21 protein-coding genes, 2 tRNA genes and 1 pseudogene are annotated in these 25726 nt (G+C 33.5%); 7 read left to right on the top strand and 17 right to left on the bottom strand.

What is annotated here, in order from left to right; genetic code table 11:
* Positions 1 to 14 precede the first annotated feature (14 nt).
* Positions 15 to 1736 (bottom strand): WYL domain-containing protein, encoded by a 1722-nt coding sequence (locus tag Q4Q47_RS23705; protein ID WP_331497700.1) that lies wholly within the window; start codon positions 1734 to 1736, stop codon positions 15 to 17.
* Between the two features lie 508 nt (positions 1737 to 2244).
* Here Q4Q47_RS23705 and Q4Q47_RS09015 point away from each other — a divergent pair.
* The 6 genes from Q4Q47_RS09015 (at position 2245) to Q4Q47_RS08990 (ending at position 6742) form a co-directional block, all read left to right on the top strand.
* Entirely contained in the window at positions 2245 to 2775 is a 531-nt protein-coding gene (locus Q4Q47_RS09015) for a tetratricopeptide repeat protein (RefSeq protein ID WP_303306326.1), read from the top strand.
* A 155-nt stretch (positions 2776 to 2930) separates the two neighbouring features.
* Positions 2931 to 3014, top strand: a tRNA-Tyr gene (locus tag Q4Q47_RS09010).
* A 162-nt stretch (positions 3015 to 3176) separates the two neighbouring features.
* Positions 3177 to 3241, top strand: a tRNA-OTHER gene (locus Q4Q47_RS09005).
* A gap of 464 nt (positions 3242 to 3705) precedes the next feature.
* On the top strand, positions 3706 to 4806 hold the full coding sequence (locus Q4Q47_RS09000; protein ID WP_303306325.1) for a slipin family protein: 1101 nt from the start codon (positions 3706 to 3708) through the stop codon (positions 4804 to 4806).
* 110 nt (positions 4807 to 4916) lie between these two features.
* Entirely contained in the window at positions 4917 to 6317 is a 1401-nt protein-coding gene (locus Q4Q47_RS08995; RefSeq protein WP_303306324.1) for an RtcB family protein, read from the top strand.
* Positions 6314 to 6742 (top strand): hypothetical protein, encoded by a 429-nt coding sequence (locus Q4Q47_RS08990; RefSeq protein ID WP_303306323.1) that lies wholly within the window; start codon positions 6314 to 6316, stop codon positions 6740 to 6742. Before Q4Q47_RS08995 ends, Q4Q47_RS08990 begins: the two co-directional genes overlap by 4 nt.
* A gap of 150 nt (positions 6743 to 6892) precedes the next feature.
* Here Q4Q47_RS08990 and Q4Q47_RS08985 read toward each other — a convergent pair whose 3' ends face one another.
* The 10 genes and pseudogenes from Q4Q47_RS08985 to pdxA form a co-directional block, all read right to left on the bottom strand.
* Entirely contained in the window at positions 6893 to 7357 is a 465-nt protein-coding gene (locus tag Q4Q47_RS08985; protein WP_331497699.1) for a hypothetical protein, read from the bottom strand.
* Entirely contained in the window at positions 7354 to 8046 is a 693-nt protein-coding gene (gene mtgA / locus Q4Q47_RS08980; protein WP_303306322.1) for a monofunctional biosynthetic peptidoglycan transglycosylase, read from the bottom strand. Before mtgA ends, Q4Q47_RS08985 begins: the two co-directional genes overlap by 4 nt.
* A gap of 149 nt (positions 8047 to 8195) precedes the next feature.
* Positions 8196 to 9303 (bottom strand): annotated as a pseudogene (locus tag Q4Q47_RS08975) (NAD(P)/FAD-dependent oxidoreductase).
* A gap of 161 nt (positions 9304 to 9464) precedes the next feature.
* Positions 9465 to 11225, bottom strand: a complete 1761-nt coding sequence (locus tag Q4Q47_RS08970) for a tetratricopeptide repeat-containing sensor histidine kinase (protein ID WP_303306321.1) — start codon at positions 11223 to 11225, stop codon at positions 9465 to 9467.
* Between the two features lie 198 nt (positions 11226 to 11423).
* Positions 11424 to 12779, bottom strand: coding sequence for an acetyl-CoA carboxylase biotin carboxylase subunit (gene accC / locus Q4Q47_RS08965; RefSeq protein ID WP_303306320.1), 1356 nt, complete (start codon positions 12777 to 12779; stop codon positions 11424 to 11426).
* An 86-nt stretch (positions 12780 to 12865) separates the two neighbouring features.
* Positions 12866 to 13348 carry an acetyl-CoA carboxylase biotin carboxyl carrier protein gene (gene accB / locus Q4Q47_RS08960; RefSeq protein ID WP_303306319.1) on the bottom strand — a complete coding sequence of 161 codons (483 nt, stop codon included), beginning with the start codon at positions 13346 to 13348 and terminating at the stop codon, positions 12866 to 12868.
* A gap of 21 nt (positions 13349 to 13369) precedes the next feature.
* On the bottom strand, positions 13370 to 14371 hold the full coding sequence (locus tag Q4Q47_RS08955; RefSeq protein ID WP_303306318.1) for a beta-ketoacyl-ACP synthase III: 1002 nt from the start codon (positions 14369 to 14371) through the stop codon (positions 13370 to 13372).
* Between the two features lie 179 nt (positions 14372 to 14550).
* Entirely contained in the window at positions 14551 to 14751 is a 201-nt protein-coding gene (rpmF, locus tag Q4Q47_RS08950) for a 50S ribosomal protein L32 (RefSeq protein ID WP_072400476.1), read from the bottom strand.
* A 9-nt stretch (positions 14752 to 14760) separates the two neighbouring features.
* A complete protein-coding gene (locus Q4Q47_RS08945) occupies positions 14761 to 15297 on the bottom strand; it encodes a YceD family protein (protein WP_303306317.1) in 537 nt (178 codons plus the stop codon).
* 80 nt (positions 15298 to 15377) lie between these two features.
* Positions 15378 to 16418 (bottom strand): 4-hydroxythreonine-4-phosphate dehydrogenase PdxA, encoded by a 1041-nt coding sequence (gene pdxA / locus Q4Q47_RS08940; RefSeq protein ID WP_303306316.1) that lies wholly within the window; start codon positions 16416 to 16418, stop codon positions 15378 to 15380.
* Between the two features lie 225 nt (positions 16419 to 16643).
* Between pdxA and Q4Q47_RS08935 the strand changes: the two genes are divergently transcribed.
* On the top strand, positions 16644 to 17234 hold the full coding sequence (locus tag Q4Q47_RS08935; protein ID WP_303306315.1) for a riboflavin synthase: 591 nt from the start codon (positions 16644 to 16646) through the stop codon (positions 17232 to 17234).
* 71 nt (positions 17235 to 17305) lie between these two features.
* Here Q4Q47_RS08935 and Q4Q47_RS08930 read toward each other — a convergent pair whose 3' ends face one another.
* The 6 genes from Q4Q47_RS08930 to Q4Q47_RS08905 form a co-directional block, all read right to left on the bottom strand.
* Positions 17306 to 17500, bottom strand: a complete 195-nt coding sequence (locus tag Q4Q47_RS08930) for a PID-CTERM protein-sorting domain-containing protein (protein ID WP_303306314.1) — start codon at positions 17498 to 17500, stop codon at positions 17306 to 17308.
* Between the two features lie 706 nt (positions 17501 to 18206).
* On the bottom strand, positions 18207 to 18842 hold the full coding sequence (locus Q4Q47_RS08925) for a copper homeostasis protein CutC (protein WP_303306313.1): 636 nt from the start codon (positions 18840 to 18842) through the stop codon (positions 18207 to 18209).
* Positions 18843 to 19188: 346 nt separating this feature from the next.
* Positions 19189 to 20286 (bottom strand): sulfatase-like hydrolase/transferase, encoded by a 1098-nt coding sequence (locus Q4Q47_RS08920; RefSeq protein WP_303306312.1) that lies wholly within the window; start codon positions 20284 to 20286, stop codon positions 19189 to 19191.
* 335 nt (positions 20287 to 20621) lie between these two features.
* Positions 20622 to 20909: a hypothetical protein gene (locus tag Q4Q47_RS08915; protein WP_303306311.1), complete on the bottom strand. Its 288-nt coding sequence runs from the start codon at positions 20907 to 20909 to the stop codon at positions 20622 to 20624.
* A 26-nt stretch (positions 20910 to 20935) separates the two neighbouring features.
* Positions 20936 to 22516, bottom strand: coding sequence for a SusD/RagB family nutrient-binding outer membrane lipoprotein (locus Q4Q47_RS08910; RefSeq protein ID WP_303306310.1), 1581 nt, complete (start codon positions 22514 to 22516; stop codon positions 20936 to 20938).
* A gap of 12 nt (positions 22517 to 22528) precedes the next feature.
* Positions 22529 to 25693 (bottom strand): SusC/RagA family TonB-linked outer membrane protein, encoded by a 3165-nt coding sequence (locus Q4Q47_RS08905; RefSeq protein WP_303306309.1) that lies wholly within the window; start codon positions 25691 to 25693, stop codon positions 22529 to 22531.
* Positions 25694 to 25726: the final 33 nt, after the last annotated feature.

Here is a 25726-nt window from a genome sequence, read left to right as displayed (position 1 = left end):
AATAAATAAAACACTCACAATACTTCTTTTTCGGCATACTGCAATCCATTTGGCAATTCAATTGAGGAGAACTCTAAATGTAATACACGTCGTCTTTTCTGAACTGTAGTCTCAGAGGAAGCATGTAGTAATAACGGTTTTAATAATTGAACACCTCCAGAACCTATCTCACTAACAAAAGGAATGGAGTTAGCTGTTATCAACTTGATTTCGGCATCATTTAATCCTTTATTATGTGAGCCTGGAATGACTTTTAGCGCACCATTTTTTACAGTAGTATCATCTAAATGAATACGCATTGAAAATGTGTTTTTAGAAACCACTTCTGGTGGTCGCACACTAATCACACCCTTTTTATTAGTCCAGCAACTAAAACCATTAGTTTCTATTTTCTCTGCAACATTAATCGGGATATCCTGATGCCATGTAACATACCAATTATCTTTAGGCGATTTATCAAAATAAATAGCTTTCGTTAAAAACACCTCTTTATCAATCGATTTTATTAGTTTTCTGAAGTTTTTATTGAATAAAATGTCTTTTAATTCTGGTATCTTTAAAAGTACTTCACGCATGCCGAAAACCTGTTCTTCATTTTGTTTAATATAAGTATCAAATCTGGTTTTAAGTTTTCTGATATCTCGTTTTGAATACACATGGTTTAAGATCCCAAAACCTTTATACTCTAATCGCTTTGCAATCGTTCTCAGGTTTTTGTCACTAATTTCAGTTTCATAGGCGTCTACAGCGTCATATAGCCGCTCTTTAATGTTTCGTTTTAAACGTTCGGGAGCAATCACTTTCACGCCTTCACCTAAACCTAGTATTTCTTTCTCCAATTCAAAATTCAACTGAACCTCTAAAGAAATTGTGACACCATAATTATCTCGACTCACCTCCTTTTGGGAATGGTGAAAAGGTTTCGTAAGCACATAAGGTGCATGTTTATGATTCACATAAAGCAAAACTGTTTCGGGTTCTAAATTGGGGCTTACTGAAACTCCAATGGCATTTTTATAGTAGATTTCAGAATTAAAACCAGTATCAAAAACAAAGGCTTTTTCACTTCGTTTGATTGAAATGATTCGGTCTAAAGCCAAATTCATTAAACCTTCATTTTTTTTGCGCTTACCAATTATAAACCAGCGATTTCTAAATTCTTTTAATAAGTATGGATGGTAAGTAAATGTGCTTTCCTGTCGTGCTTTAAATGACTGATAAGTGATTTCTATCGCTTGTTTTTTTAATATAAATTGATAGAGTTCATCTAAAAACTCTAAACCTTTTAAATTTTCATTCTTCTCAAAGTCAATCAAAGATTTTTCCTGTGTTTTTTGAGTATAAACATGATCTTCTAGTTTCTGTACCATACTTCCCAATTCAGCAAAATGAGAAAAGCCCTGAAATTGTTTTAAAAACGAAACAGCTTCCGATAGTTTGGTTAAATCCTGATTAGAAATAGGGCTATTCGTGATGCTATAATTTTCATCATCATACTTATAAAATTTTCTATTATAAACTACAATTGGCGCATTGTATCCTAACTTATCACTGCGCATCATTTGCAAGTCCAGCTGTACTGTTCGCTTACTCACGTCTATATCTTTTCCTTCATATTCATAGAGTGCATCAGAAACAGCTTCAATCAAATCGCCAAGCGTCCATTGTCTAAAGTTATTTTGAAGGCATTTATCTATGGTTTTGTAACGAATTAATGCATTTTTGTTAGAAGCCATTTTACTAAAAAATTAAGTTGAAATAAAAGTAAAAAATTACTACGCAATAAATATGCGTAAATACAAAAAATGATGAAATTTGAAATTATTTCGAGGCTTATGTTGCTTTTTTCAAAAAAAGTTAATACTACGTATTAAGAGCTCGATTTTTTAGAAAACAAAAAAATAAATTTTGAAAATTGAAAAATAAATCTAAATCTTTGCATCGCAATAAAGCAAAAAAACAAGTTTAACTAAAATCGAAGCTATGTGTTTATTTATATCATATCAAGACAATCCGAAGGGCATAGTGCCTTTTGTGATGCTTCGTGATTATCGTTAGATAAACTTTTCAAATTATAAATGAAAAATCCGAAGCAACTTAAAACTGTTTCGGATTTTTTGTTTTCAGTCGTTAGTAATTCTGCTAAGCATTTTCCAAAAACAGTTTAAAATTAAAGTCAAAAGACTCAATTCATGAAATTGAATCTTAAAAAACTTTACAAAACAATTTATTAAAATTAAAACAATGGACACACATTTGTTAAACAACTATGTGCTAAAAGCCATCGATGCTTATCCATACGATTTAGAAGAAACAGTAGAAAATTTAAACTACGCCTTATCATACGAATCCAATAATGCTTACGCACTTTTCTTAATGGGGAAATTACAAGCTGAAAAAATTGGAGATTTTGAAATAGCAAAGTTGTATTTCGCTGAAGCTTTGGCATCAAAAATGGATTTTCAAAAGGTATATCCAAAATATATTCAAACCCTATTATGGAATGACGATCTGGATGAAGCTCAAAAATTAATAGACTTTGCATTAACCGTAAAAGGCATAGATAAAGGTGCTATTTGGGACAAACAAGGTCAGCTTTTTGAAATAAAAGAAGCATACAAAGCCGCTATAAAAGCATATAAAAAAGCAAAAACATTTGGGTATAACGACTCTTTTATAAGCTATATCAATAATGAAATTAGCAGAATAAAAGACAAAGTAAAGCCAAAGAAAAACACTTCTAAGAAAAAGAAGTGCAAGAAGAAAAAAAAGTAAAACAATATTTATTACGCAAAAACATTGCGCAATAGTATAAAATATTTGCAGAGTAATCATAAAGAAGTCTTATTAGTTAGACTTTGGTAGTAGCACTCCACCAGACGCGGACGCTGGTGGGGTTTAATAGAAAACGTTCATTAAAATATTAAATTGGAAGTATTGAGCAATTGGTTGGCTCGTCAGACTGTAAATCTGATTTCATTATGAACATGTAGGTTCAAGTCCTACTACTTCCACATCAAGCAAGTCTTGTTACGTGTTTCGGTATAACACTATTGTATAAATCCTTACTGTTTAGTATAAGGTTTTTATATTCAACTTGACTTGAAGGCTTCGGTTATTTGCCAAATAATAATCACCAATCTATCGGTCGTGGGTTCGATTCCCACTCTCATCAATTTGAGATAGTTCAGTCTGGTTAGAACAATAGATTCAAGTGTAGGTTCGAATCCTACTCACGCAAATGCGTGATGGCGAAACTGGCAGACGCACTGTATTTAGGTTACAGTTTGAAATGGACTCAAAATCCATCTTTACAAAGAAGGTCACTTTTAAAAATAGACCACCAAGTGGGTCGCACTTTAAACGGCAAAAACAAAGTGAAATTAAACCAGCACAAGCAACTTGTTGCTTGAGCAGTCCAGAAAACACCTTGAGATACAGTTGTATTACAAATCGTTTTAAATTTCCTTTTTATGGATTCATTTGTCAAAAGAGAATGGTAACCTATCACAAATCAAATTGACAAAACATCTCTAAAAACGACTCTTGAAATACTTTTAATCACTTGTATTTCCGTAGTTAGAAAGATCGTTTTCTTTTGCTTTGTTTTAACTCAGAATAGTCATTCTCATAAGAGAATTCTATTATAAATGTTTAATCGTTCCGAAGTAAAAAAAGAAACAGCGGAACAAAAAATTAGAAATCATGAAAAAAGTAAGAATTCATGCAGGTTTTGTAGGTTTAGTGTTTAAAAATGGTAATTACGCTCGTGTTATTACCGCTGGAAAACATTGGATAAGATTTAGTGAGCGCGTTATAAAATATGACTTGACCGTTCCATTTCAAGCACCAAAGGCATTAGAGATCTTACTTAAAGATCAAGCTTTGTCCGAAATGTTAATCGTCATCGAAGTAAAAGATAATGAGATTGTTTTGGTTTACGAAAACAGTAACTTCAAACGCTTATTGACCGCTGGTCGCTATACCTTTTGGAATAGCTTGATTGATTATAAATTTGAGACTGCCGATTTGGGCAAAATTGACATCATCGAAGATATTAGCAAAGCATTGTTTAACAACATACAATTGCGTCCATATATTCGTGTATTTGAAGTTGCAGCTTACGAAAAAGCTATCATGGTTGTCGACGACGAGTTCGTTAAAACCCTTGAACATGGCACATATCATTTCTGGAAAAACGAGCAAACCATTAAAATAGTGAAAGCAGATATGCGTCAATTGCAATTAGAAATAGCTGGTCAGGAATTGTTAACTAAAGACAAAGCAACCGTTCGTATTAACTTTTATGCACAATACAAAGTCACAGATATTGAAACAGCTTTGATGCGAAACAAAGATTACGAAAAGCAATTATACATCACATTGCAATTAGCATTACGAGCATTTGTAGGCGCTTACACATTGGATGAATTGTTAGAGCAAAAAGAAACCATTGCTGAAGCAGTTTTAAAAGATGTAAAAATGCAAGCAACCAAATTAGGTGTTAATGTATTACACACAGGTATGCGAGATGTCATTTTACCAGGCGACATGAAAGATATCATGAACCAAGTATTGATCGCACACAAAAAAGCGCAAGCCAATGTGGTAACAAGACGTGAAGAAACAGCTTCTACAAGAAGCTTATTAAATACTGCAAAATTAATGGAAGACAACACCATGTTGTTCAAATTGAAAGAGATGGAATATGTTGAGAAAATTGCCGACAAAATTGGAGAAATTACAGTTGCTGGGAACGGCAATGTGATTGAACAGTTAAAAGATATTTTCTCTGTGAATAAATAGAATAAGCCTGCAAGTTTAATAAAAACTCTTGCAGGTTTTATTAAACTTTAAGCTACGCAAAAACATTGCGTAATACACTATAACATTTGTAGTGTCATTAAAAATAAATTATGAAAACACATACTAAAATTACAGGATACGATTTAATCGCATTAGGATTTAGACAAGGCAAATGGATGAAAGAAGCCATTACATATATAAACGAAAACAAACTCGAAAATGAGGCAATAACAACCTATTTAGAACAATTTAAGTCACCGGATCCAATAGCGCTACACGAGAAACCAATTGATTTTTCAATTAATATCAAAGCAGAAAACGAATTGGAAGAAGACAATGTTTCTAAAGTAATCAACTCCATGCAGACTTTAATGAAAACACCAACTTTAGTTGACGGAGCTATTATGCCAGATGCTTGTCCAGCAGGTCCTGACGGAACGATTCCAGTTGGCGGTGTTGCGGTGGCGAAAAATGCCATTCACCCAGGCATGCATAGTGCCGATATCTGTTGCTCGGTGATGCTAACAGATTTTGGCAAAGCAAACCCAAAAGACATCTTAGATACAGCACATGCTAACACTCATTTTGGCCCTGGCGGACGAGATAGAAATTCACAGTTTAGATTTCCGAAGGAATTATTGGACGCTTTTGAAGCAAACTACTTTTTGAATGATGGAAATATGATTCAGATTGCGAGATCTCATTTAGGAACGCAAGGTGATGGCAACCATTTTTTGTTTGTTGGAATCTCTAAAAAAACAGGAAACACCATGTTAGTTACACATCATGGGTCCAGAGGTCCGGGAGCAAGATTGTATACTAAGGGGATGAAAATCGCTGAACGTTTTAGAAAAGAACTATCTCCAGATACTAAAAAACAAAACGCATGGATTCCTTTTGAAACTGAGGAAGGTCAATCATATTGGAGTGCTTTGCAAGTCATAAGAGATTGGACAAAGGTCAATCATGAAGTGATTCATAATTCAGTAGCTGAAACTTTAGAAATTGATATTGAAAACAGATACTGGAACGAGCATAACTTTGTATTTAAGGATGGTGACTTATTTTACCATGCCAAGGGAGCAACACCTTTAGACGCTAAGTTTATGCCAGATATTACCGGCCCGAGGTTGATTCCGTTAAATATGAGTGAACCTGTATTAATTGTTGAGGGATCTACTACCAAAACCAATTTGGGATTCGCGCCTCATGGAGCAGGTAGAAATGTAAGTAGAACACAACACAGAAAGAGCAAAACAGGAACCATTATGCAAATTTTTAAAGAGGAAACAAAAGGTTTAGATGTTCGGTTTTTCTCTAAAGAAATTGATATTACAGAATTGCCTAGTGCCTACAAAAGTGCAAAGGCAGTTAGAAATCAAATGGATGAATACGGTTTAGGAACTGTCATTGACGAAGTGATGCCATATGGTTGCATTATGGCAGGCGATTGGCAGAAAAATGCACCTTGGAAAATTAAAAGACGACAAGATAAAAGAAATAGAAAATGAATACTCCAGGATTACGTGCTGTAATTCAGCAATTAAAGGAAACTAACTTAAAAGAAAATGCCTATTTAGGTTTTTTTTATAATGATGATGAAACTTGTTATGTAAAAGCAAACAAAGAAGGCTTGGAGCTCTATGCAACTAAGCTTCTTGAAGCGAGTTTAGAAATGGATAGCAGAGTATTTATTGAAAATAAAAAAGAGGTCTTTAATTTATCTCTCAAAGAGCTTATTAAGGATTCTGATTTTCAATTTTCTTTTATTGAACTTGTACATAAAACAAAAGCTGAAATATTAGAACCTGTTAAAGAAGAGCATAATCAAACTTGGAAAGATGAGTTAGCAGGCTATATAATTATTGGTTGTTTTATTTTCGTTTTAATCTCAATGCTTACTGGTTTTGTAACCATTATCACTTGGTTTTTTTGAAGGAAAAATAAATCTTAGAAATGGGAAAACGAAATAAAAGATAAATAATGCTTGGAATTTAGAATCTATAAGCGAACTTATTCTATTCTTAAAACAGAACAATTCATAGAAAAAAAGTGGACTGGCGAGAGTTAGTCTGCTTTTTCATTTTTAACTAATCTGATTGATTATAAATTTCTGCTCCCTAAATACTACTTCTTCTCCAACCCTTTTTCCAATCAACAACTGTCCAATTGGTGTACTGGGAGAAATAGCATAAAACCGAACACCGTCAATAGTTAATTCTCCAACACTAATCGCAATAAAATAATTAGATTGAGAGGTATAAACGGCACTTCCTAAACCTATGACCTTTAATGTTTTAGAAATATCTATTTTAAATAGAATTTCTTTGATTTTTTGAATTTCGGCTAATTGGTTCCCTGCCTTTTCGCGTTCTAACTGTAGCATAGCACGTCCCGTTTCATGCTTATCTCCTGCACTGCTTTTAGTTTCTGAAGTTAATGAAACTTGAATTTCGTTTATAGTATTCTGTATGGTTTGAAATCTACTATTTATAACATCCAAACATTGCGAATAGAGATCTTCTTTAATTTTTAAGGGGTTTTCCATCATTCATTCTTAAGATAATCTAGCGGCCCAAAATAGTTCATTTGTTTTACAATCCAAGTTTTTCTGGATTGAATATAGTTTGATGCCGGATTTGCTTTGTAAACTCTCGGATTTGGCAAAATAGCAGCAATGGCAGCAGCTTCTAACTGTGATAATTTACTTGCTGGTTTTTTAAACCAATACTTCGATGCAGCTTCTGCTCCATAAATCCCATGACCCATTTCTATACTGTTTAAATAGACCTCTATGATACGTTCTTTGGTCCATACCCATTCAATTAAAAAAGTAAAATAGACTTCTAATCCTTTACGAAACCAACTACGTTGGGGCCATAAAAAAACATTTTTTGCCGTTTGCTGCGTGATCGTGCTAGCGCCCTTTAATCTTTTACCTTTTTTATTATTCTCATAAGCTTTTTCAATCGCTTTTATATCAAATCCTTTGTGGATTAAAAAGTTTTGATCTTCACTACAAATAACTGCTAACTGTAAGTTTTTAGAAATAGCATCAATCGACACCCAATCATGTTTCCAAAGAGTCTCTTTCTTAACATCTGAGTTTTCCAAATGTCTTATAACCATAAGAGGCGTAATAGGGACAGGCACCCATTTATATAGAAAAACTAATCCTATAGATACTATAAAGAACCATAATATAATTTTAAATATAAATTTAAAAAAACGCTTTATCAACTTGATTTTTTATTTTTAAGATTCCTTTTTACTTAGATCCCCGCTGGAGTTTGTCTTGAGTACTTCGACTACACTCAGTATAAACTAAAGTCGAAAGGCGGGAATGACAATTCCAACAGAAACCACGAGGCTAGCCTCGTAGAATTGTTTTAGACTAAATCTGCTAATTCTTTTCCGACTAAACTCCCGATAGCAACACCCATACCTCCTAAACGAACACCACAAAACACATGGTTTGATATGTGTTTTACAACTGCTTTTTTCTGATTGCCCAATCCCATAATACCGCTCCACCTATGATCAATTTCAAAACTAGCTGCTGGCAAAATAGTTGTTTTTAAAAGCGCCTCCAATCTATTTTGGATTAAAATTGTTTGATTAAATTCTATCGTTTCTTCTCCTTCAAAATCAAGATGTCGACCACCGCCAAGCAATATTCTATCATCAATATTTCTAAAATAATAATAACCTTTATCTAAATGAAATGTCCCATTTATATGAAGGTTTTTAATAGGCTTCGTAATTAACACTTGAGCGCGAGCTGGTTTTACATTTTCACCTAATAATTGCGATGCAAAACCATTAGTAGCTATTAATAGCTTAGATGTTGAAAACTCAAATTGATTGGTTTTTATTTTTACCGTATTGATATTTTCTGAAAAACTTTTAACAGTCATATTGTTAAGAATTTTTATTCCCTTTTTTAACACCAATTGTGTTAATGATACCATCATTTTTCCTGTATCAATTTGTCCTTCAAATTGATTGAAAATATATTTGTTCTCTATATTCTGAAATTTAAAACTATTAGGCCTTACGCTAAATACATCATCTTTAAATATAGGTTGAAGTAACTTGTTGATGTCTGTTTTTTTTGAAAGGCATTGCTCCAATAAACTATCTTCTTTTGTAAAACTCATAGCCCCCAAGTTCTTGATAGTTAATCGTTTTATCCCCTAAAGTTCTACGCAATAATTGCAGACCAACCATTCTTTTTTTTACGAGTTCTAAAACTTCAGCTTCAGTATGTGATTTTAAATCTTCAAGAATTTCGCTTAGACTACCAAAGCAAGCAAATCCGGCATTTTTAGTACTCGCTCCTTGGGGTAAAACACCCCTTTCCAGTACTAAAATATTGGCTTTAGGAAAGCGTTCCTTTAAATTTAAAGCACAATTTAAACCAACAATACCACTACCTACAATGGTAAAATCCACATTAGTCAACCAGCTTTTTATTTCCCAATACGATAAATTCATCTTACGAAATTACAGTTTTCGTGTTAAGAACAGAAGTACTCGGCTCACAATAATATAAAAAGGATATGGTGTGTTTTACCTTTATGTGGCTATTTAATTCTCCAAGTATATCTACATTGTCTCTAAATAGAGACCTTCATCTGCATTAACAATCTAAATTTTCATGCTTTTTCATCTAAAGGTATTTCAATAGTAACTACCGTACCTCTATTAAGAGCACTATCTATGACAAACTTTCCATTAAGCTGCTCTATTCTATTTTTTATATTGGAAAGCCCTATGCCGCCTTGTGCTTCCTCTACATTAAAGCCAGTACCATCATCTTCAAATAACAACTGAAACATTTTTTCATAAATAGTAAGATGCAAATCAACGTTTTTTGCATTTGCATACTTTATGGTATTAGTAAATAGCTCTTGAATAATCTGGTAGATTTGTATTTTAACCGCTTCAGATAAATTGTTTATTTTTTCCTCAGGATGTGTTAAAAAAGCTATTGAAAAATCTACATTTTGTTTTATGCTTTGAACATATCCATCTATAAGTGCCGTAAAAGCATTTTCATTAAACTTTTTAGGGATAAGGTCATGAGAAATGTTACGAACCAACTCATACGTTTCATCAACTTGGAGTATGACTTCCTGACCCTCTTTATTCAAACTTTTCATGTTGGACATTCGTAATTTGATTCCTGCTAAATTACCTCCAATACTGTCGTGTAATTGTTGAGCTATTCTGGTTCTTTCCTCTTGTTGAGCACCTAGGGATGTTCTTGCTAATTTTAGTTCCTGTTCACTTAAAAGAGATGCTATTTTACGGTTGTTTAATTCTTTTTGTTTTGTATTCAGTTGACTTTGTGTCTGTAATTTTTGATAGTAAACATAAAGTAAAGCCAAAACAGGAATTAAAAGAGCTAAGAACCCATATAAAAATGCTTGTTTAATCGTTTTTTGGCGACTTATTTCCTTCTCTTTCTGTAAAGTTTGGTATTTGTATTCCAAATCTTTGATGACTATGCTATTCTGTTGTTTTAAAACCTTATTAGAAACATTCAAATATTGGGTCAATAGATTATAAGCATTTTTATAATCACCTTTTGCATAAAAAACACGTCGCAAATCATTTATTATCTTTTTTTGAAGTTCAAAGCGGTTCCATTGTATGGCATTGGTATAAGCCATGGAGAGTATTATCTGTGCATCTTCATACCTGCCGAGCTCTGTGTATATTTTTCCAAAATTTAAAACCGCTTCAATATAAAGGTCATAATAGTTATGTTCCAAACTACGATCCATAACGCTCTTAAAAATATCTAAGGATTCATTTAGTTTTTCTTTTTCCCACGCTATAAGTCCTTTATATAATTCTATTTTTAAAATTAGTTTTAAAGATTTTTCTGAACTAGCTAAGGCTTCATCAAAAAACACAGTAGCCTCAGCTATATTGTTCTGCATATACTTCAAAGCTCCTAAGCAATAGTTTGCCTGTGTATTTAGCTCATTATCTTTAATAGATTTTGAACATTCTTGAAATAGAGCTTCTGCCTTTTTATAATCCTCTTTTTGAAAGTACACTTTTCCCAAGCCCAATTTCAACCATCCTAACTCTGAATACTTTATAGAGTTTTTGACCATGGAAATACCTTCTATATACGCTTTAAGAGCATTTTCATAAAGCCCATTCATATACATTCCATCACCGAGAAGCCTTTTGGCCTTAATTTGATATGAATTATAATTATTTAGTTTTTCATCTGTATGAGAAATAACCGAATCTATTTTTTTAGCATAGAATACTATAGAATCTGTTGTTCCTGCACGAACATGTGTTATTCCAATATTATATATCAAATTCAGTTTTTTATCTATATCTGTTTCGTGTTTTAGTTGATGATAAACGGAATCTGGAATAATATTAGGCATATAGCCAAAGGCCTTAAAATTAACCTTTTCTTGGCCAATAACTGTGTTAAAACAGAGGAGTAACACTAAGAAAATTACGGTATTGTCTCTATATTTTTGACAAGGAAAGACCTTCTTTGTATAATGACTCAATATGGTACTAGTTTTTAAATTTCAAGTAATAAAAAAACTCCGAAATTGCTTTCGGAGTTTTATGATTTATTCTTCTATTTCTTCTTTTTCTATTACAAAGTCTTCCATAAACTTGGTGGTATAATTTCCAGCTAAATAATCTGGATGATCCATAAGTTGCCTGTGGAAAGGAATCGTGGTTTTAATACCTTCTATTACAAATTCGTCTAGAGCGCGCTTCATTTTATTAATAGCCTCTTCCCTTGTTTGCGCTGTTGTAATTAACTTAGCAATCATAGAATCGTAATTCGGCGGTATCGCATAACCAGCATAAACATGTGTATCTAGACGCACACCATGACCCCCTGGGGCATGTAACGTCGTTATGACACCTGGTGATGGACGAAAACCATTAAATGGATCTTCTGCATTTATACGACATTCAATAGAATGTAATTTAGGCGTATAATTTTTTCCGGAAATTGGTACTCCCGCAGCTACCAAAATTTGCTCACGAATTAAGTCGAAATCTATCACTTGTTCAGTAATAGGGTGTTCTACCTGAATACGTGTATTCATTTCCATAAAATAGAAATTGCGATGCTTGTCTACCAGAAACTCTATGGTTCCTGCACCTTCATATTTAATATACTCTGATGCTTTAACAGCTGCCGTTCCCATGTCAGTACGAAGTTTTTTCGTCATAAAAGGAGATGGCGTTTCCTCTGTTAATTTTTGATGACGACGTTGGATTGAACAGTCTCTTTCTGATAAGTGACATGCTTTACCTCGAGAATCTCCAACAATTTGAATTTCTATATGCCTTGGCTCTTCAATAAGCTTTTCCATATACATATCGTCGTTACCAAATGCTGCCTTACTTTCTTGCCTTGCTGAGTCCCATGCATCTTTTAATTCTTCGGGTTTCCATACGGCACGCATACCTTTACCACCGCCTCCGGCAGATGCTTTTAACATAACAGGATACCCTGTTTCTTTTGCTATTTTTTCACAATCTTCAAACGTTTGTATAACCCCATCACTTCCTGGAACACACGGTACACCCGCAGCTTTCATAGTCGCTTTAGCATTCGCCTTATCGCCCATTCTATCGATCATCTCCGGCGAAGCACCAATAAACTTTATGCCGTGTTCGTCACAGATTTTTGAAAATTTAGCGTTTTCGGATAAGAAACCATATCCTGGGTGAATAGCATCAGCATTAGTAATTTCTGCTGCTGCTATTATATTAGACATTTTTAAATAGGACTCACTACTTGATGCCGGACCTATACAAACAGCTTCATCTGCAAATTTAACATGCAAACTTTCTTCATCTACCGTTGAGTAAACAGCTACCGTTTTAATACCCATCTCTTTACAGGTTCTAATAACACGTAGCGCTATTTCTCCTCTATTGGCTATTAATATTTTTTTGAACATAACTTGTTGAATTAAAAATTACAAATTCCAATCGCCAAATTCCAAACATTGGATTTTGAGATTTGTATATTGGAATTTTTAATAGGTTATGACGGGTCTACTAAAAATAGTGGTTGATCAAATTCTACAGGTGAAGAATCGTCAACTAATATTTTAACTATTTTTCCAGAAACTTCAGATTCAATTTCATTGAAAAGTTTCATGGCTTCAATAATACAAAGTACATCACCTTCTGCGATGGTTTGTCCAACCTCAACAAATAAAGGTTTATCTGGTGATGGTTTTCTATAAAAAGTCCCAATGATTGGAGACTTAATCGTGATGTATTTTGAGTCTGCATCTGCTGCAGGTTCTTTTGTTTCAGTTTTTGTAACTTCTGCTATAGCTGGCTGTACAGCAACTGGAGCAGCCTGAGGTATATGAGCGGCAGGAACCTGATGCACAATTGTTGTGTCTGATTCTGATCCTGTTTTAATGGTGATTTTAATATCATCCATCTCTAATTTAACCTCACTTGCACCAGATTTGGCAACAAACTTGATTAAGTTTTGAATCTCTTTTATATCCATAATTTTGCAATTAGTTAATGGTTAGTTTATTGAATTATATGCCCATTTTAAATAAATGGCCCCCCAATTAAATCCGCCTCCAAAAGCGGCAAATATTATATTATCTCCTTTTTTAAGTTTTGATTCGTAGTCATTTAAAAGCAAAGGTAACGTTGCAGATGTTGTATTGCCATATTTTTCAATGTTCATCATGACCTTTTCTTCTTCTAAATTCATACGTTGTGCAGTGGCATCAATAATTCGCTTATTTGCTTGATGCGCTGCCAGCCAAGAAACATCGTCTTTCGTTAAGTTGTTTCGTTCTAACACTTTAATAGTTGCATCTGCCATATTGAATACCGCATTTTTAAATACCGTTCTTCCTTCTTGAAAAACATATTGCCCACCTTCTTCCATAGTTTCTGGTGTTAACGGAAATGAAGACCCTCCATAAGTAGCTCGTAGAAACTCTCTACCAGAACCATCACTTCTTAAATATTCGTCTTGAAGTCCTAAATTCTCTTCATTAGGCTCAAATAAAACAGCGCCTGCTCCATCACCAAAAATGATACAAGTAGCTCTATCTTCATAATTAATAATGGAGGACATTTTATCTGCTCCAATTAATAATACATTTTTATACCTACCTGATTCTATATAACCTGAGGCTACCGACATCCCAAACAAAAAACTAGAGCACGCCGCATCCATATCAAACGAAAAGGCATTAATTGCTCCAATATTAGATGCTGTAAAAGCTGCAGTTGAGGCTGCTTTCACATCTGGTGTTGCCGTAGCGACAATAACAAGTTCTATATCTTTGGGATCAATACCTCTTTTATCAATAAGGTCTTGGGCAGCTTTAATAGCTAAGTAAGACGTTCCTTTTCCCTCGCCTTTAAGAATCCTGCGTTCTTTTATTCCTGTACGAGAGGTAATCCATTCATCATTTGTATCAACCATAGTCTCAAGAATTTGGTTGGTTAATACATATTCTGGCACATATGCGCCTACAGCTGTAATTGCTGCTGAGATTTTACTCATAATTTTATAGTTAATTAGACCAAAAAATCATTAGAATTGGACAAAAAAGTTCAAATTTTGGTGAAAACTACTAAATTTTAGTTTAATAACACACAAATAAATTGTTTTTGTCTTAGAAAAAACACTTCATAAAAAAAAACGCTCACATGTGAGCGTTTTATTATATGCGTGCATACTATTTATGCTACGTTTTCTACTTCTGAGTTATCAATTAAAACTTGACCTCTGTAGTATAATTTCCCTTCATGCCAATGAGCTCTGTGGTATAAATGAGCTTCTCCAGTTGTTGGACATGTAGCAATCTGTGGCGCAGTTGCTTTGTAATGTGTTCTTCTCTTATCTCTTCTTGTTTTTGAGATTTTTCTTTTAGGATGTGCCATTTTTTATATTTATTTATCCGTTAATAGTTTCTTTAATGTATTCCAACGAGGATCGATATCCTCTTTTTCTTTATCTTCTTTAAGTTTTGGACTTAATTCTTCTAGCTTTTTAAGTATGTCTGAATTTAAAGTGCCATCTTCAACTCCTGGATGTACTCTTTTATTTGGTACAGCAAGGACAATTAATTCGTAAATGTATTGTTGTATATTAATTTCATAAGTCCCGTGAGGAATTATAAGAATATCAATATGTTCATCATTATACGCATCTCCAAAATTCACCACTAAATCAAACTCATTTTCTATAGTTTGATTATATGGTTCGTTTGTTAAATCACAATTAACATTAACCCATCCTGAAACTTTAAAATGCAATTCAAGTAATGTTGTTTTTTTTTCTAGTTCAACATTTACATGGATATTTACATCATTAAATTCTTCATACTCAAAATATTCAAAGAACGCTTGTTCAATCTTGTACTCAAAAAGATGTTTCGCTATTTTTAACCCTACAAATGGAATTGTAAACTCTTTCAAAGGCTTCATTCTCTCATCTATTTTGAGCCTGCAAATATATGAATTTTTATGTTATGCAACATTACTTATAAACATTTTTTTGTTTATATCTATCTCTTTGCTTTTTTTAACGGATTTGAGGTAAGTTCTTCATAATCAAATCTATTCTTATATATCTGTATGGCGGAAAAAATAGCTTCCTTAAACGAGCTTGAATCCGCGGTTCCCTTTCCTGCTATTTCATAGGCGGTGCCATGATCTGGCGAGGTTCTTACTTTATTTAGGCCTGCTGTAAAATTAACTCCTTGACCAAAAGATAATGTTTTAAAAGGAATTAAACCCTGATCGTGATATGTGGCAATTATAGCATCGAAATTTTTATAATTACTAGACCCAAAAAAGCTATCTGCTGCATAAGGCCCATACACTAATTTTCCTTCTTCTTTAATCTTTTTAAGTGTAGGCCTTAAAACGTCATCATCTTCATGGCCAATGACACCATTATCGCCAGTATGTGGATTAATCCCCAAAACAGCAATTTTAGGCTTACTTATTTTAAAGTCTCTTTTAAGAGAATCGTAAACCGTATTTATTTTTTTCACAATTAAGTCTTCCGAAATATGCTCAACAATATCTTTTACGGGCACATGGTCTGTTAACAATCCTACTCTTAATGAATCGGTTACCATAAACATTAAACTTTCTCCTTCTAGTTGTTCTGCTAAATAATCGGTATGTCCAGGAAACTTAAAGTCTTCCGATTGAATATTATGCTTGTTTATTGGAGCAGTGACTAAAACATGAACGTCATTATTTTTTAACGCTTTTGTTGCTGCTTCTAAAGACTTTATAGCATACTCACCTATTTTAACATCGGCTTTCCCAAATTCAATTTTAACAGGGTCATTCCAGCAATTAAACACATTAACTTTTCCAATTGCTAATTGACCTATATTATTAATATTATGGAAATTAATACTAGATTTAAAATGAGTTTTAAAAAAATTCATGGTTTTTGCTGAAGCAAAAATTACTGGTGTGCAAAAATCCAAAATTCTTGCATCTTCAAATGTTTTTAAAACTATTTCACCACCAATACCATTTAAATCTCCTATCGATATTCCTACTATTATATTTTCTGTTTGTACCATTAAAATAACAACTTTTGTTCGTAATTTTGACCCTATACCAAATTAGCGTCTAAATAACCTATTGTATTTGTTTCTTTTTTGTTCATATTTCAATATAAAATATAACTGTAACTAATGCTATGCTTAGATTTCCTATTTTATCTGAATAAAAATAATTCAAAATAATGACGCTTGTTTTGAATGTCATTTGGTATGGCAAATTTAACCAAATAAAAAGAGAATAATATGTTTACAGGAATTATTGAAGATATGGGTGTTGTTTCTAACTTAAAGGAAGAGTTGGATAATCTCCACATATCTATTAAAAGCAATATAACAACAGAATTAAAGATTGATCAGAGTGTGGCTCACAATGGTGTATGTTTAACGGTTGTAAATATTAATGATGATGAATATACAGTTACAGCTATAAAAGAAACACTAGACAAAACAAGTCTTAATACTTTAAAAATTAACGATAAAGTGAACTTAGAACGTGCCATGAAATTGGGAGATAGGCTTGACGGGCATATAGTACAAGGTCATGTAGACCAAACAGCAACCTGTACTAAGATAGAAGAAGCAAATGGCAGTTGGGTATTTACGTTTGCTTATGATGCTTCTCTTAATAACATGACTATAGAAAAAGGATCTATAACAATTAATGGCACTAGTTTAACGGTTGTAAATTCAAAAAAAGACACCTTTAGTGTTGCCATTATACCTTATACATATAATCACACTAATTTTAATACTTTTAAAATAGGTACTACTGTAAACTTAGAGTTTGATGTTTTAGGAAAGTATGTCGCTAAATTAGTGTCATTGAATAAGTAGTGTCTAGCACAAAATTAAAAAAGTTTCTTTTTATAAAATTAGTCTGTTTCCGACTAGTTACTAAGTAACAATTAATGATTCTTATTCTTAATCAACAACTTTCTTACGCCATAAAATAAAGCGAAAATTATACCCATTAACACCCCTCCATCAATAGGAAGACCCGGAGGAGGCCCTGGTGGTGGTGGTGGATCTTGAGCAAAACAAGCAAAGCTTATTAATACAAATAAGACTGAGGCTAGTATTCTTTTATTTTGTACTGTCATGGGGTAACAAATGTATTAAAAAAAGCGAGTTCACAAAAAAAATATATCATTATTCGTAAAAAAACATCCATGAAACGCTATAAATCATCGTTGAAATACAAGTTTTAATCTGTTACTAGATTGTATTGATTAGCTATTTTTTTTAACAAAAAGGTATCTACATATAAAAAATAATCCTTCCTTTTTATTTTATGGGCAAAGATATATAATATTAATAATAAAAATGAATTAAATTTTAACTTCCTCTATTTTAAATGATTACAAATAATCAGCGTTAAAATCATCCGATAATACAAATGCCTTTCCTTTCTCAAAAGCTTTACCTTTTCGATAAGCTCATTTAAGAAGGTCTTTAATCTCTTCCAATATTTTTGTTTTGGTTTCTACTAAATTCTTAATGGTATAATAAAATAACAATTAACAGAAAATCACATATACACTAAAGTAACTCCTCTAAAAGTGTTCAACAAGACTAAAAAACAATGATTATCAAATGGTTATCGTCCTATGCATAGAAAAAAAGCAGAGATACTAATTGTAATACTTTTAATTTTACTGGGAAGCATTTTTCTCATAATTATAGCAATTATTGGAAGCTCTTTACTTTTATTTTTCTAATCTGATTTGTTTCCACAACCAGCTAAAACCAACACGATCAATAACACAAGGTTTGTTCGTTTAAAAAATTTCTGTCTCCCTTACAGTCTTATAACTCCCCAACAATGCGTTTACCGTGATAAGCACTAGATTGAATCCTTCCATGTACTGTCATGATATTTTCATCGGTAACCTTACCGCAGGCAATAATTTGTATCTGATTCGCTGCTTTTTTAATAAGTTCCTTAATCAATTCTTGGCCTTCTTCCCAGGTTGGTGACTTACCCGAAGTGAGTATGGCATCAATACCACCTATTCTCATTAGCCTGCCTAATTCATTCAGTGGGTCAGACACAGTATCAATCGCTTTATGAATCGTCACTTTAAGCGGAGTAGCAATACGTGTCAAGGCATCAATTGCCGAAATATCAAGTGTATTTTCCTTAGTCGTCATTCCAAAAACCACACCCTCAACACCTATATCTTTACAAACTCGAATACTTTCCTTCATTTGATCCAACTCTGAGACTGAATAAACAAAACCACCCTCTCGTGGACGTATAATGACCCTAATTGGTATTTTACAATTCTGAAAAACTGCTTTGATCATTTCAACTTCTGGTGTGACACCATCCAAATCTAAACGTGCGCAGAGCTCAATACGATCTGCTCCTTGTTTCTCCGCACGTATTGCCTGATTCAATCCTTCTACACAAGCTTCTACTAAATAATTTCTGTTCTTCATTTCTTATATTATACCATTTCTATTATAAAATCCAACATATAATTTATTTATTTTTCACTAGTTCAAATTATTTATATCGCATTTTATAACAGAACTGGTGTTGATCGTATTTAACTGCTCCTAATAAGCTTTACTTTTTATCCATCGTTTACGACCCTTCAACCTATTAGGTTGTTTTTTTATTAAAAACAACGTCTTATAACACAAATAAAAACCGATACTTACAATAAGCATCGGCTAAAAGCTAAACTCGTTCAAATTATTATAAATTCAAACTTGATATAAAAGTCGCTTATTTTAAGTCATGTTTATTTAACTAAATATCACAAAAAAACTTATTAAAAAACTATTTTTCTGATATTTCTAGGGGTTCACCTTTCATTACGTTAATACCGTTTTTGATATTTAAAACAGTCAAAATAGTCGGTGCTATTTGATTACTATATAATTGTTCTGCATGTGTAACTTCACCTAGGTTTTTAATGTTTTTTCCAAAAGCTATCATCCATACTTGTCCAGCACCTTTAATTTCACTTCCATGACTTTTCCATGTTTCCAATGGCTGGGTTCCTCTTCCATGGTCTGTAGTAATAATAAATACCGTATTGTTTTTATAGAATTCATCTTTCTCAGTAAATTCCCATAATTCTTTTATTAAAGCATCCGTATTATGTGCAGATTTCAAATAAGCCTCATAGTTCCCATCATGGGCAAAATCGTCTGTTTCTCCATATGAAATGTAAACGACTTTAGGGTGAACTCTTTTTATATACTCTACAGCATAATGATGCGTAAACGCATCCAGACGAACCGTTTCCCAAAGTCTGGGAATCTCAGGCTGTAGCTCATTTAAAAACTTTTCTATATCCGATAAATCACTTCCTTTCGCAATTTCAAAACCAGCATTAACAGGAATTCCTGAGCGTTCTTCATTGATAATATAAGGAAACACATCCCAGCTCCCAAAAGCAACTACTTTTCCTTTATACTGTGGCAAATTATTGATGATTTCTAAAACTGTTTTGTTGGGGTTGTTTATTTTATCATTGCTAGCAATGTTCTTATCATCAGCTTTTCCAGAAAGGATTTCATTGTATCCAGGGTAAGAAAACCACATGGTGTTAGTTAAATCCATCTTACTCCCTAACGTTCTGTTACCATGAATTTGCCCCATTTCAACAACTTCATTCCAAAAAAATGGCATTAATGCTTCACGTCTCTTATGGGGGGTTTCTCTCCAAAACTTTTCTTTTAAATGAGAAGCATCCTGTACATAATCCTTATGTGTAATCAAAAGTGAATCTGCACCAGAAAATAATTCTTGCCAGCGCAAACCGTCTAATGTGATTAAGATAACCTTTGTTTCTGTTTTTGATATTTTTTGAGCTACTAGAACATAGACAAAAAGGGAAAATATAATTGTTAATACTTGTGTTCTTTTCATTATTCTTTCGTTTTAATTAAAATTTGCATTTGGTCGTGCTGAGCAACTCCTACAAATGGAAATATGTAAGATTATAAGGAGCCTTATTATGCTAGTTTTTCATGATTTATTTCTGCTTTATGGTTTAAAATAGTTTATAAGTTGTGGTTCAAAATGTTAAAAAGCCTTATTTTGCTCTTTTCTTGAAATGATTAATGCTGATGATAACTGCAATACATTCCCTGAAGATACTTTAATTTTAAACACGCATACACAATCTATCCTGTTTCTTTGATTGCCTTTTTCTTTGTTTTTGTACCAGTTACTAATCTATGCCCCGTAAAAGTCCCATCACCCTAATCTCCAAAGACCGGGTGTTTCTTTTTAAGCGCTAAAAGTGAGGTCTCCATATATGTCGCATCTTTATTTATCTTTTTCAAAAGCCTGCTATCTTCGATAAACTTAATGGTCACTAATCCAGAAATGGCATCTAATGAAGCTCCTTCTTTTATTAATGTATCAAAAGTTGGTGTGTTTGCCTTTTCTAAACTATCAAAACCAATAACCACTACATACTTTGCTCTAAGGATTTCTTGAGTTTTTTCAGAAACACAAGACCATAGAAAGCATATTCCTATGGTCATGGTTATAAATATTATATGTTGATCCACTAGTCATTATCAGCAATATCCCACCAAAGTCTAGTATTTAAATCATCTGCACCCATGTTAGATACAGCCTTTTGATAGTTGGCATTATTGGTTGCCTTTACTGAATTTGGGTACTGAAAACGCACAGGAACTTTTCCTCCGTTTACTGCATCTGGGCCTGGTATTATTACCGGAATGCCAGTACGCCTCCAATCTGACCATGCCTCAAAACCAGTATAGAATAATGAAATCCATTTTTGAAGTGCAATTTTCTCAAGTTTTTCGTTAAATGTTCCGGTAAGTCCAACAGCAGTTTGAGCTATATACGCATCAACATCAAATCCTTGTAAATCATTAACAATGTCGCTCCATCCTCCAGCAATAACTCTTTCCAAATAATAAGCGAAAGAAGCTCGTATACCATTTTCATAATACTCAGAAGCATCACCTACACTTATAAATCCTTTCTCTCTCGCCTCAGCTAAAATAAATTGAAGCTCAGAATAGTCCATAATAATTGTTTGCGAAGCTGTAGCCGAAGCTTGTTCTACATTACATGCTCTACACGCCAAGAGAATCCCAAGTCTTGAAATAAAATTAGATCCTGATTCATTTGGATCTCCTGAAGGGCTATATCCTAAGGCTGCATCATCATCTAAACCATTAGGCATACCTACATAATCATCTAAATTATCTGAATAAATTCCTTTTCCGGAGTTTGAAGTAGGTTGTGCAAAAACAATCAACCTTCTATCACCTAAAGCTTTTAACCTTGTCTCTAATGTGGTGCTTAAACGAACCTCATCAAAACTACCAGAACGCGTATCGTATTTAGGCTGAGGGTTGTCTGAGTTCCATTGTAATAGAGCTGCATCTGCATTGCTTTCAAAAATAGGATATGTAGAAAAACCTCCTATAATTTCCTGCATTTCAGCAACGGCCTTAGCATTATTTACATCACTAATTCTCATCGCTAATCTTAAACGCAAAGAATTGGCAAACTTTCTCCATTTTAAAATATCGCCTCCATATAGAATATCTCCAGATATATTTTCGGTTCCTGTTAAAATGGTATTGGCCGTTTTTAAATCTGCCATAATACCATCATAAACTTCACTTTGAGGCGTAAATTCCGGCGTAATATTATCATCACTTATACCTTTTGTAGCATCGGTATAGGGAACATCACCATAGGCATCTACTAAATAAGAATATATCCATGATTTAAAAATCAAAGCAACACCATAGTAATTTTGTTGATCATCCTTGTCTTTGGTTGATCTAATAATGTTCTCTACATCTCTTAATGATGCGTAGGCATCATCATAAGGGTTTCCTGTAGGCGACCAATCGTATCTATCTCCAGATGTAAACTGTAAACGAGAAGCGTACTGTGTTACAGTAAAACCTTCTTCCCATCCTTGGCCTCCCCAATTAGATGCCATTTCTCTCATTATTCCTGGTAATAACAGCGAGGGCTCAGCACTTTCAGGAAAATTTGGATTTTTATTGATTTTTTCAAAATCGGCGGTACAGCTGATTATACATAACAATGAAAGTGTTATGAATACCAATCTTTTCATGTTTTTTAGTTTTTTCATTTTAGTATATAATTAAAAATCAACTTTTAAGTTAAATGTGAACGTTCTTGTACTTGGGTATGACATGTTCTCAATACCAGGCTGTAATGTGCCTCCTGAAACTGAAACTGTTTCCGGGTCAAAATGCGGGTTATCTGTCCAAAGAATTAAATTTCTTCCTGTTACTGAAAATCTGGCATTGTTTATTGGTAATTTATCTATAAATCTTTTTGGAAGTGTATAACCTAAACTTATTTCTCTAAGTTTTGTGTATGAAGCATCATATTTAGCTGCTTCTACATTATCTCTCTTATAGTACTGGTTATTATAGGTTCTGGCATCTACATTTGTTGTATTTGGAGTATATATGTCTGGAGATGTTTCAACAACACCCTCTCCAACAATTCCTGTTTCTCTACCAAATAATGTTTCTTTTAATTGACCCGAAGTACTACCAATGGTTTTTGTTCTGGAAACCACAATACCTCCTTGCCTTGTGTCTATTAAAAAGCTTAAATCAAAAGCTTTATACTTAAACCTATTTAGAAGACCTAATGTGTAATCGGGTGCATAATCTCCCTGATATACTAAATCGTCCGTTCTTTGCGGAATACCTTGCTCATTAAATATGATTTGTCCAAAACTAGGACTACTCTCGTCTTCCACTCTTTGAAACCCTCTTCCATAGATAGCACTTATTGATCCTCCTTCACGTGCTTGTATAAATGCACCGTTACGACTTGTTAAAGTATAGTTTACACCTCCTAAATCTGTTACTTTACTTTTATTCGTAGAAAAATTAAAAGTAGATCTCCATGAAAAGTTTTCTGTTTTTACCGGTATAAAACTGGCAATAGCTTCAAAACCATAATTTTTAACTTCTCCTGCATTAATTAATTTACTGGTATAACCACTAGCTATATCAGTGCTAATTGGTATAATTTGGTTTTTTGTAATGCCACTGTAATACGTTGCATCTAAATTAACCCTACCACTAAACAAACGTACATCTAAACCAAACTCGTAAGAGGATGTAATCTCTGGCTTTAAATTGGCATTCGGAATTAAAGATGATTCAGTTAGTACAGGATTGTCTCCAAAAGGCGTTTCATTGGTATAAAAACTAGATAATTTATAAGGATCGGTATCATTACCAACTTCTGCATATGCTGCTCTAAATTTAGCAAAAGACACAAAATCCGGTAATTCTACAAGATCACTTACAATGGCACTTAATGTTGCCGATGGATAAAAATAAGAGTTGTTATCTGTTGGCAATGTGCTGGACCAGTCATTTCTACCGGTAATGTCTAAAAACAACTTATCATCATAGGCAAACCTTGCAAAACCATACAAACTGTTAATTCTTTTTTCTTTATCATTAGAAGACACTTCTAATGGTTTTCTGTTATTATTAAAGGAATAGACTCCCGGGTTTATTAACTGAGGTGCAATGGTTTGGGTGAAGTCCTGCTTTTGTCTAAACTGGTTACCCCCTACAGACATATTAATATTCCATTTCTCATTAAATGTTTTGTCGTAAGAAATTAGAAAGTCTGTATTAGATTCTTCGAAAAACACATTATCTTCTCTATAGTAGCCCAAAGGAAAGCGTTGTGTACTGAAAGCTCTTTTCTTAGTCCGTAAATCACGATAAAAATCTCGACCTGTACGAACCATTATATTCCAGTGGTCATTGATTTTATAGTTTACACTTACATTCCCATAAATTCTATCTTTATCCTGCCCATTAGTGTTTTCATATACATTAAAGAATGGGTTGTCATGATAATTGTAATTATAGTTAAACTGCTGTACACCTTCCCTTCCTGGCATCCAGTAATCACGTAAACTATTTGTGTTTAGTTGTCTTCCATACCATATAAACAAATACATGATGCTTTCTGTACCGTAACTTAATGACGGCCTGTTACCACTATCTGTTTTTATGTAGTTGATATTGGCATTTAACCTTACTTTATCAGTAAGGTTTAGACCTGAACTTAAATTAAAGGTGTTTCTTTTTAAATCTGTATTCGGAACAATCCCCTTCTGATCAAGGTTTTGATAAGAAAAACGAATATTCCCCAGATCTCCTGATTTAGATATGGCAATGCTGTTGGTTTTAGTATACCCCGTGTTAAAAAAATCTTTTGTATTGTCGGGGTTAGAAACCCAGAGAGTTGGTGTAATGGGTGAATTACTTACTAAATAATCTCCTCCTCTGGTACCATCGGCTCTTGGGGAGTCGAATTGAGCAATTAATGCTCCGGTATCTAACCTTGGTCCCCAACTTTCGTCAACGCCATCTGCGATACCACTTCCATTTCCATCAACAAATTCAAATTGTTGATTATTCCCTTGACCGTACTCATTTTGCCAATCGGGTAAAAGTAAAAGGTTTTCCATGGTAAACCCGGTATTGATAGAAACTCCCAATACGCCACTTTGCGATTTTCCTTTTTTCGTGGTTATTATAATAGCACCGTTTGCTGCACGTGCACCATATAAAGCTGCTGCAGCGGGTCCTTTAAGAACATTTATAGATGCTATGTTTTCAGGGTTTATTTCTGATGCTCCGTTACCATAGTCCACGTCTTGAGTCCCTGAACCGGAAGATCCTACAATTTCATTACTTATAGGCGTTCCGTCAATAACAAATAATGGCGAGTTACCATTAATATTTAAAGAAGCATCACCACGTATAGAAACTCTAGCGGAACCGCCCAATCCGGAGGGGCTATTAGTAATTTGCAAGCCTGCAACTTTTCCCGAAATTCCATTAAGAAGATTGGGTTCTCTTGCAGAAGCAACCTCGTCTGAGTTAAGTTCCTGAGAAGCGTATCCAAGTGATTTTTTCTCTCGTTTAATCCCTAAAGCAGTTACAACAATTTCTCCTAATGATTCAGAGTTAGATTGTAGTATTATTTCGGCTGTCGCTTTTCCTGTCGTATCAAAATCCTGAGAAAGATATCCAATAAAAGATATTTCCAAAGTTTCATTTCCTCCTGTCAATTTAATCTCAAAATTTCCATCAAAATCTGTAGCCACCCCGATGGAACTTCCTTTAACAACAATTGAAGCTCCAGGTAAAGGAACTTGGTTTTCATCTAACACCTTTCCCTTAAAAATAGTTTGGGAATGGCCAATGGTAAAGGCAAAAAATGCGAGAACCATTACTAGTAGTCTTTTTTTCATTTTTTCGTATTTGTAAACTTTAATTAATTATTA

Origin of the sequence: Flavivirga spongiicola (assembly GCF_030540825.1) — a bacterium.
Taxonomy (GTDB): domain Bacteria; phylum Bacteroidota; class Bacteroidia; order Flavobacteriales; family Flavobacteriaceae; genus Flavivirga; species Flavivirga spongiicola.
Note: the sequence above shows the minus strand (reverse complement) of the source record. Positions and strands in the feature narration are given on the sequence as shown.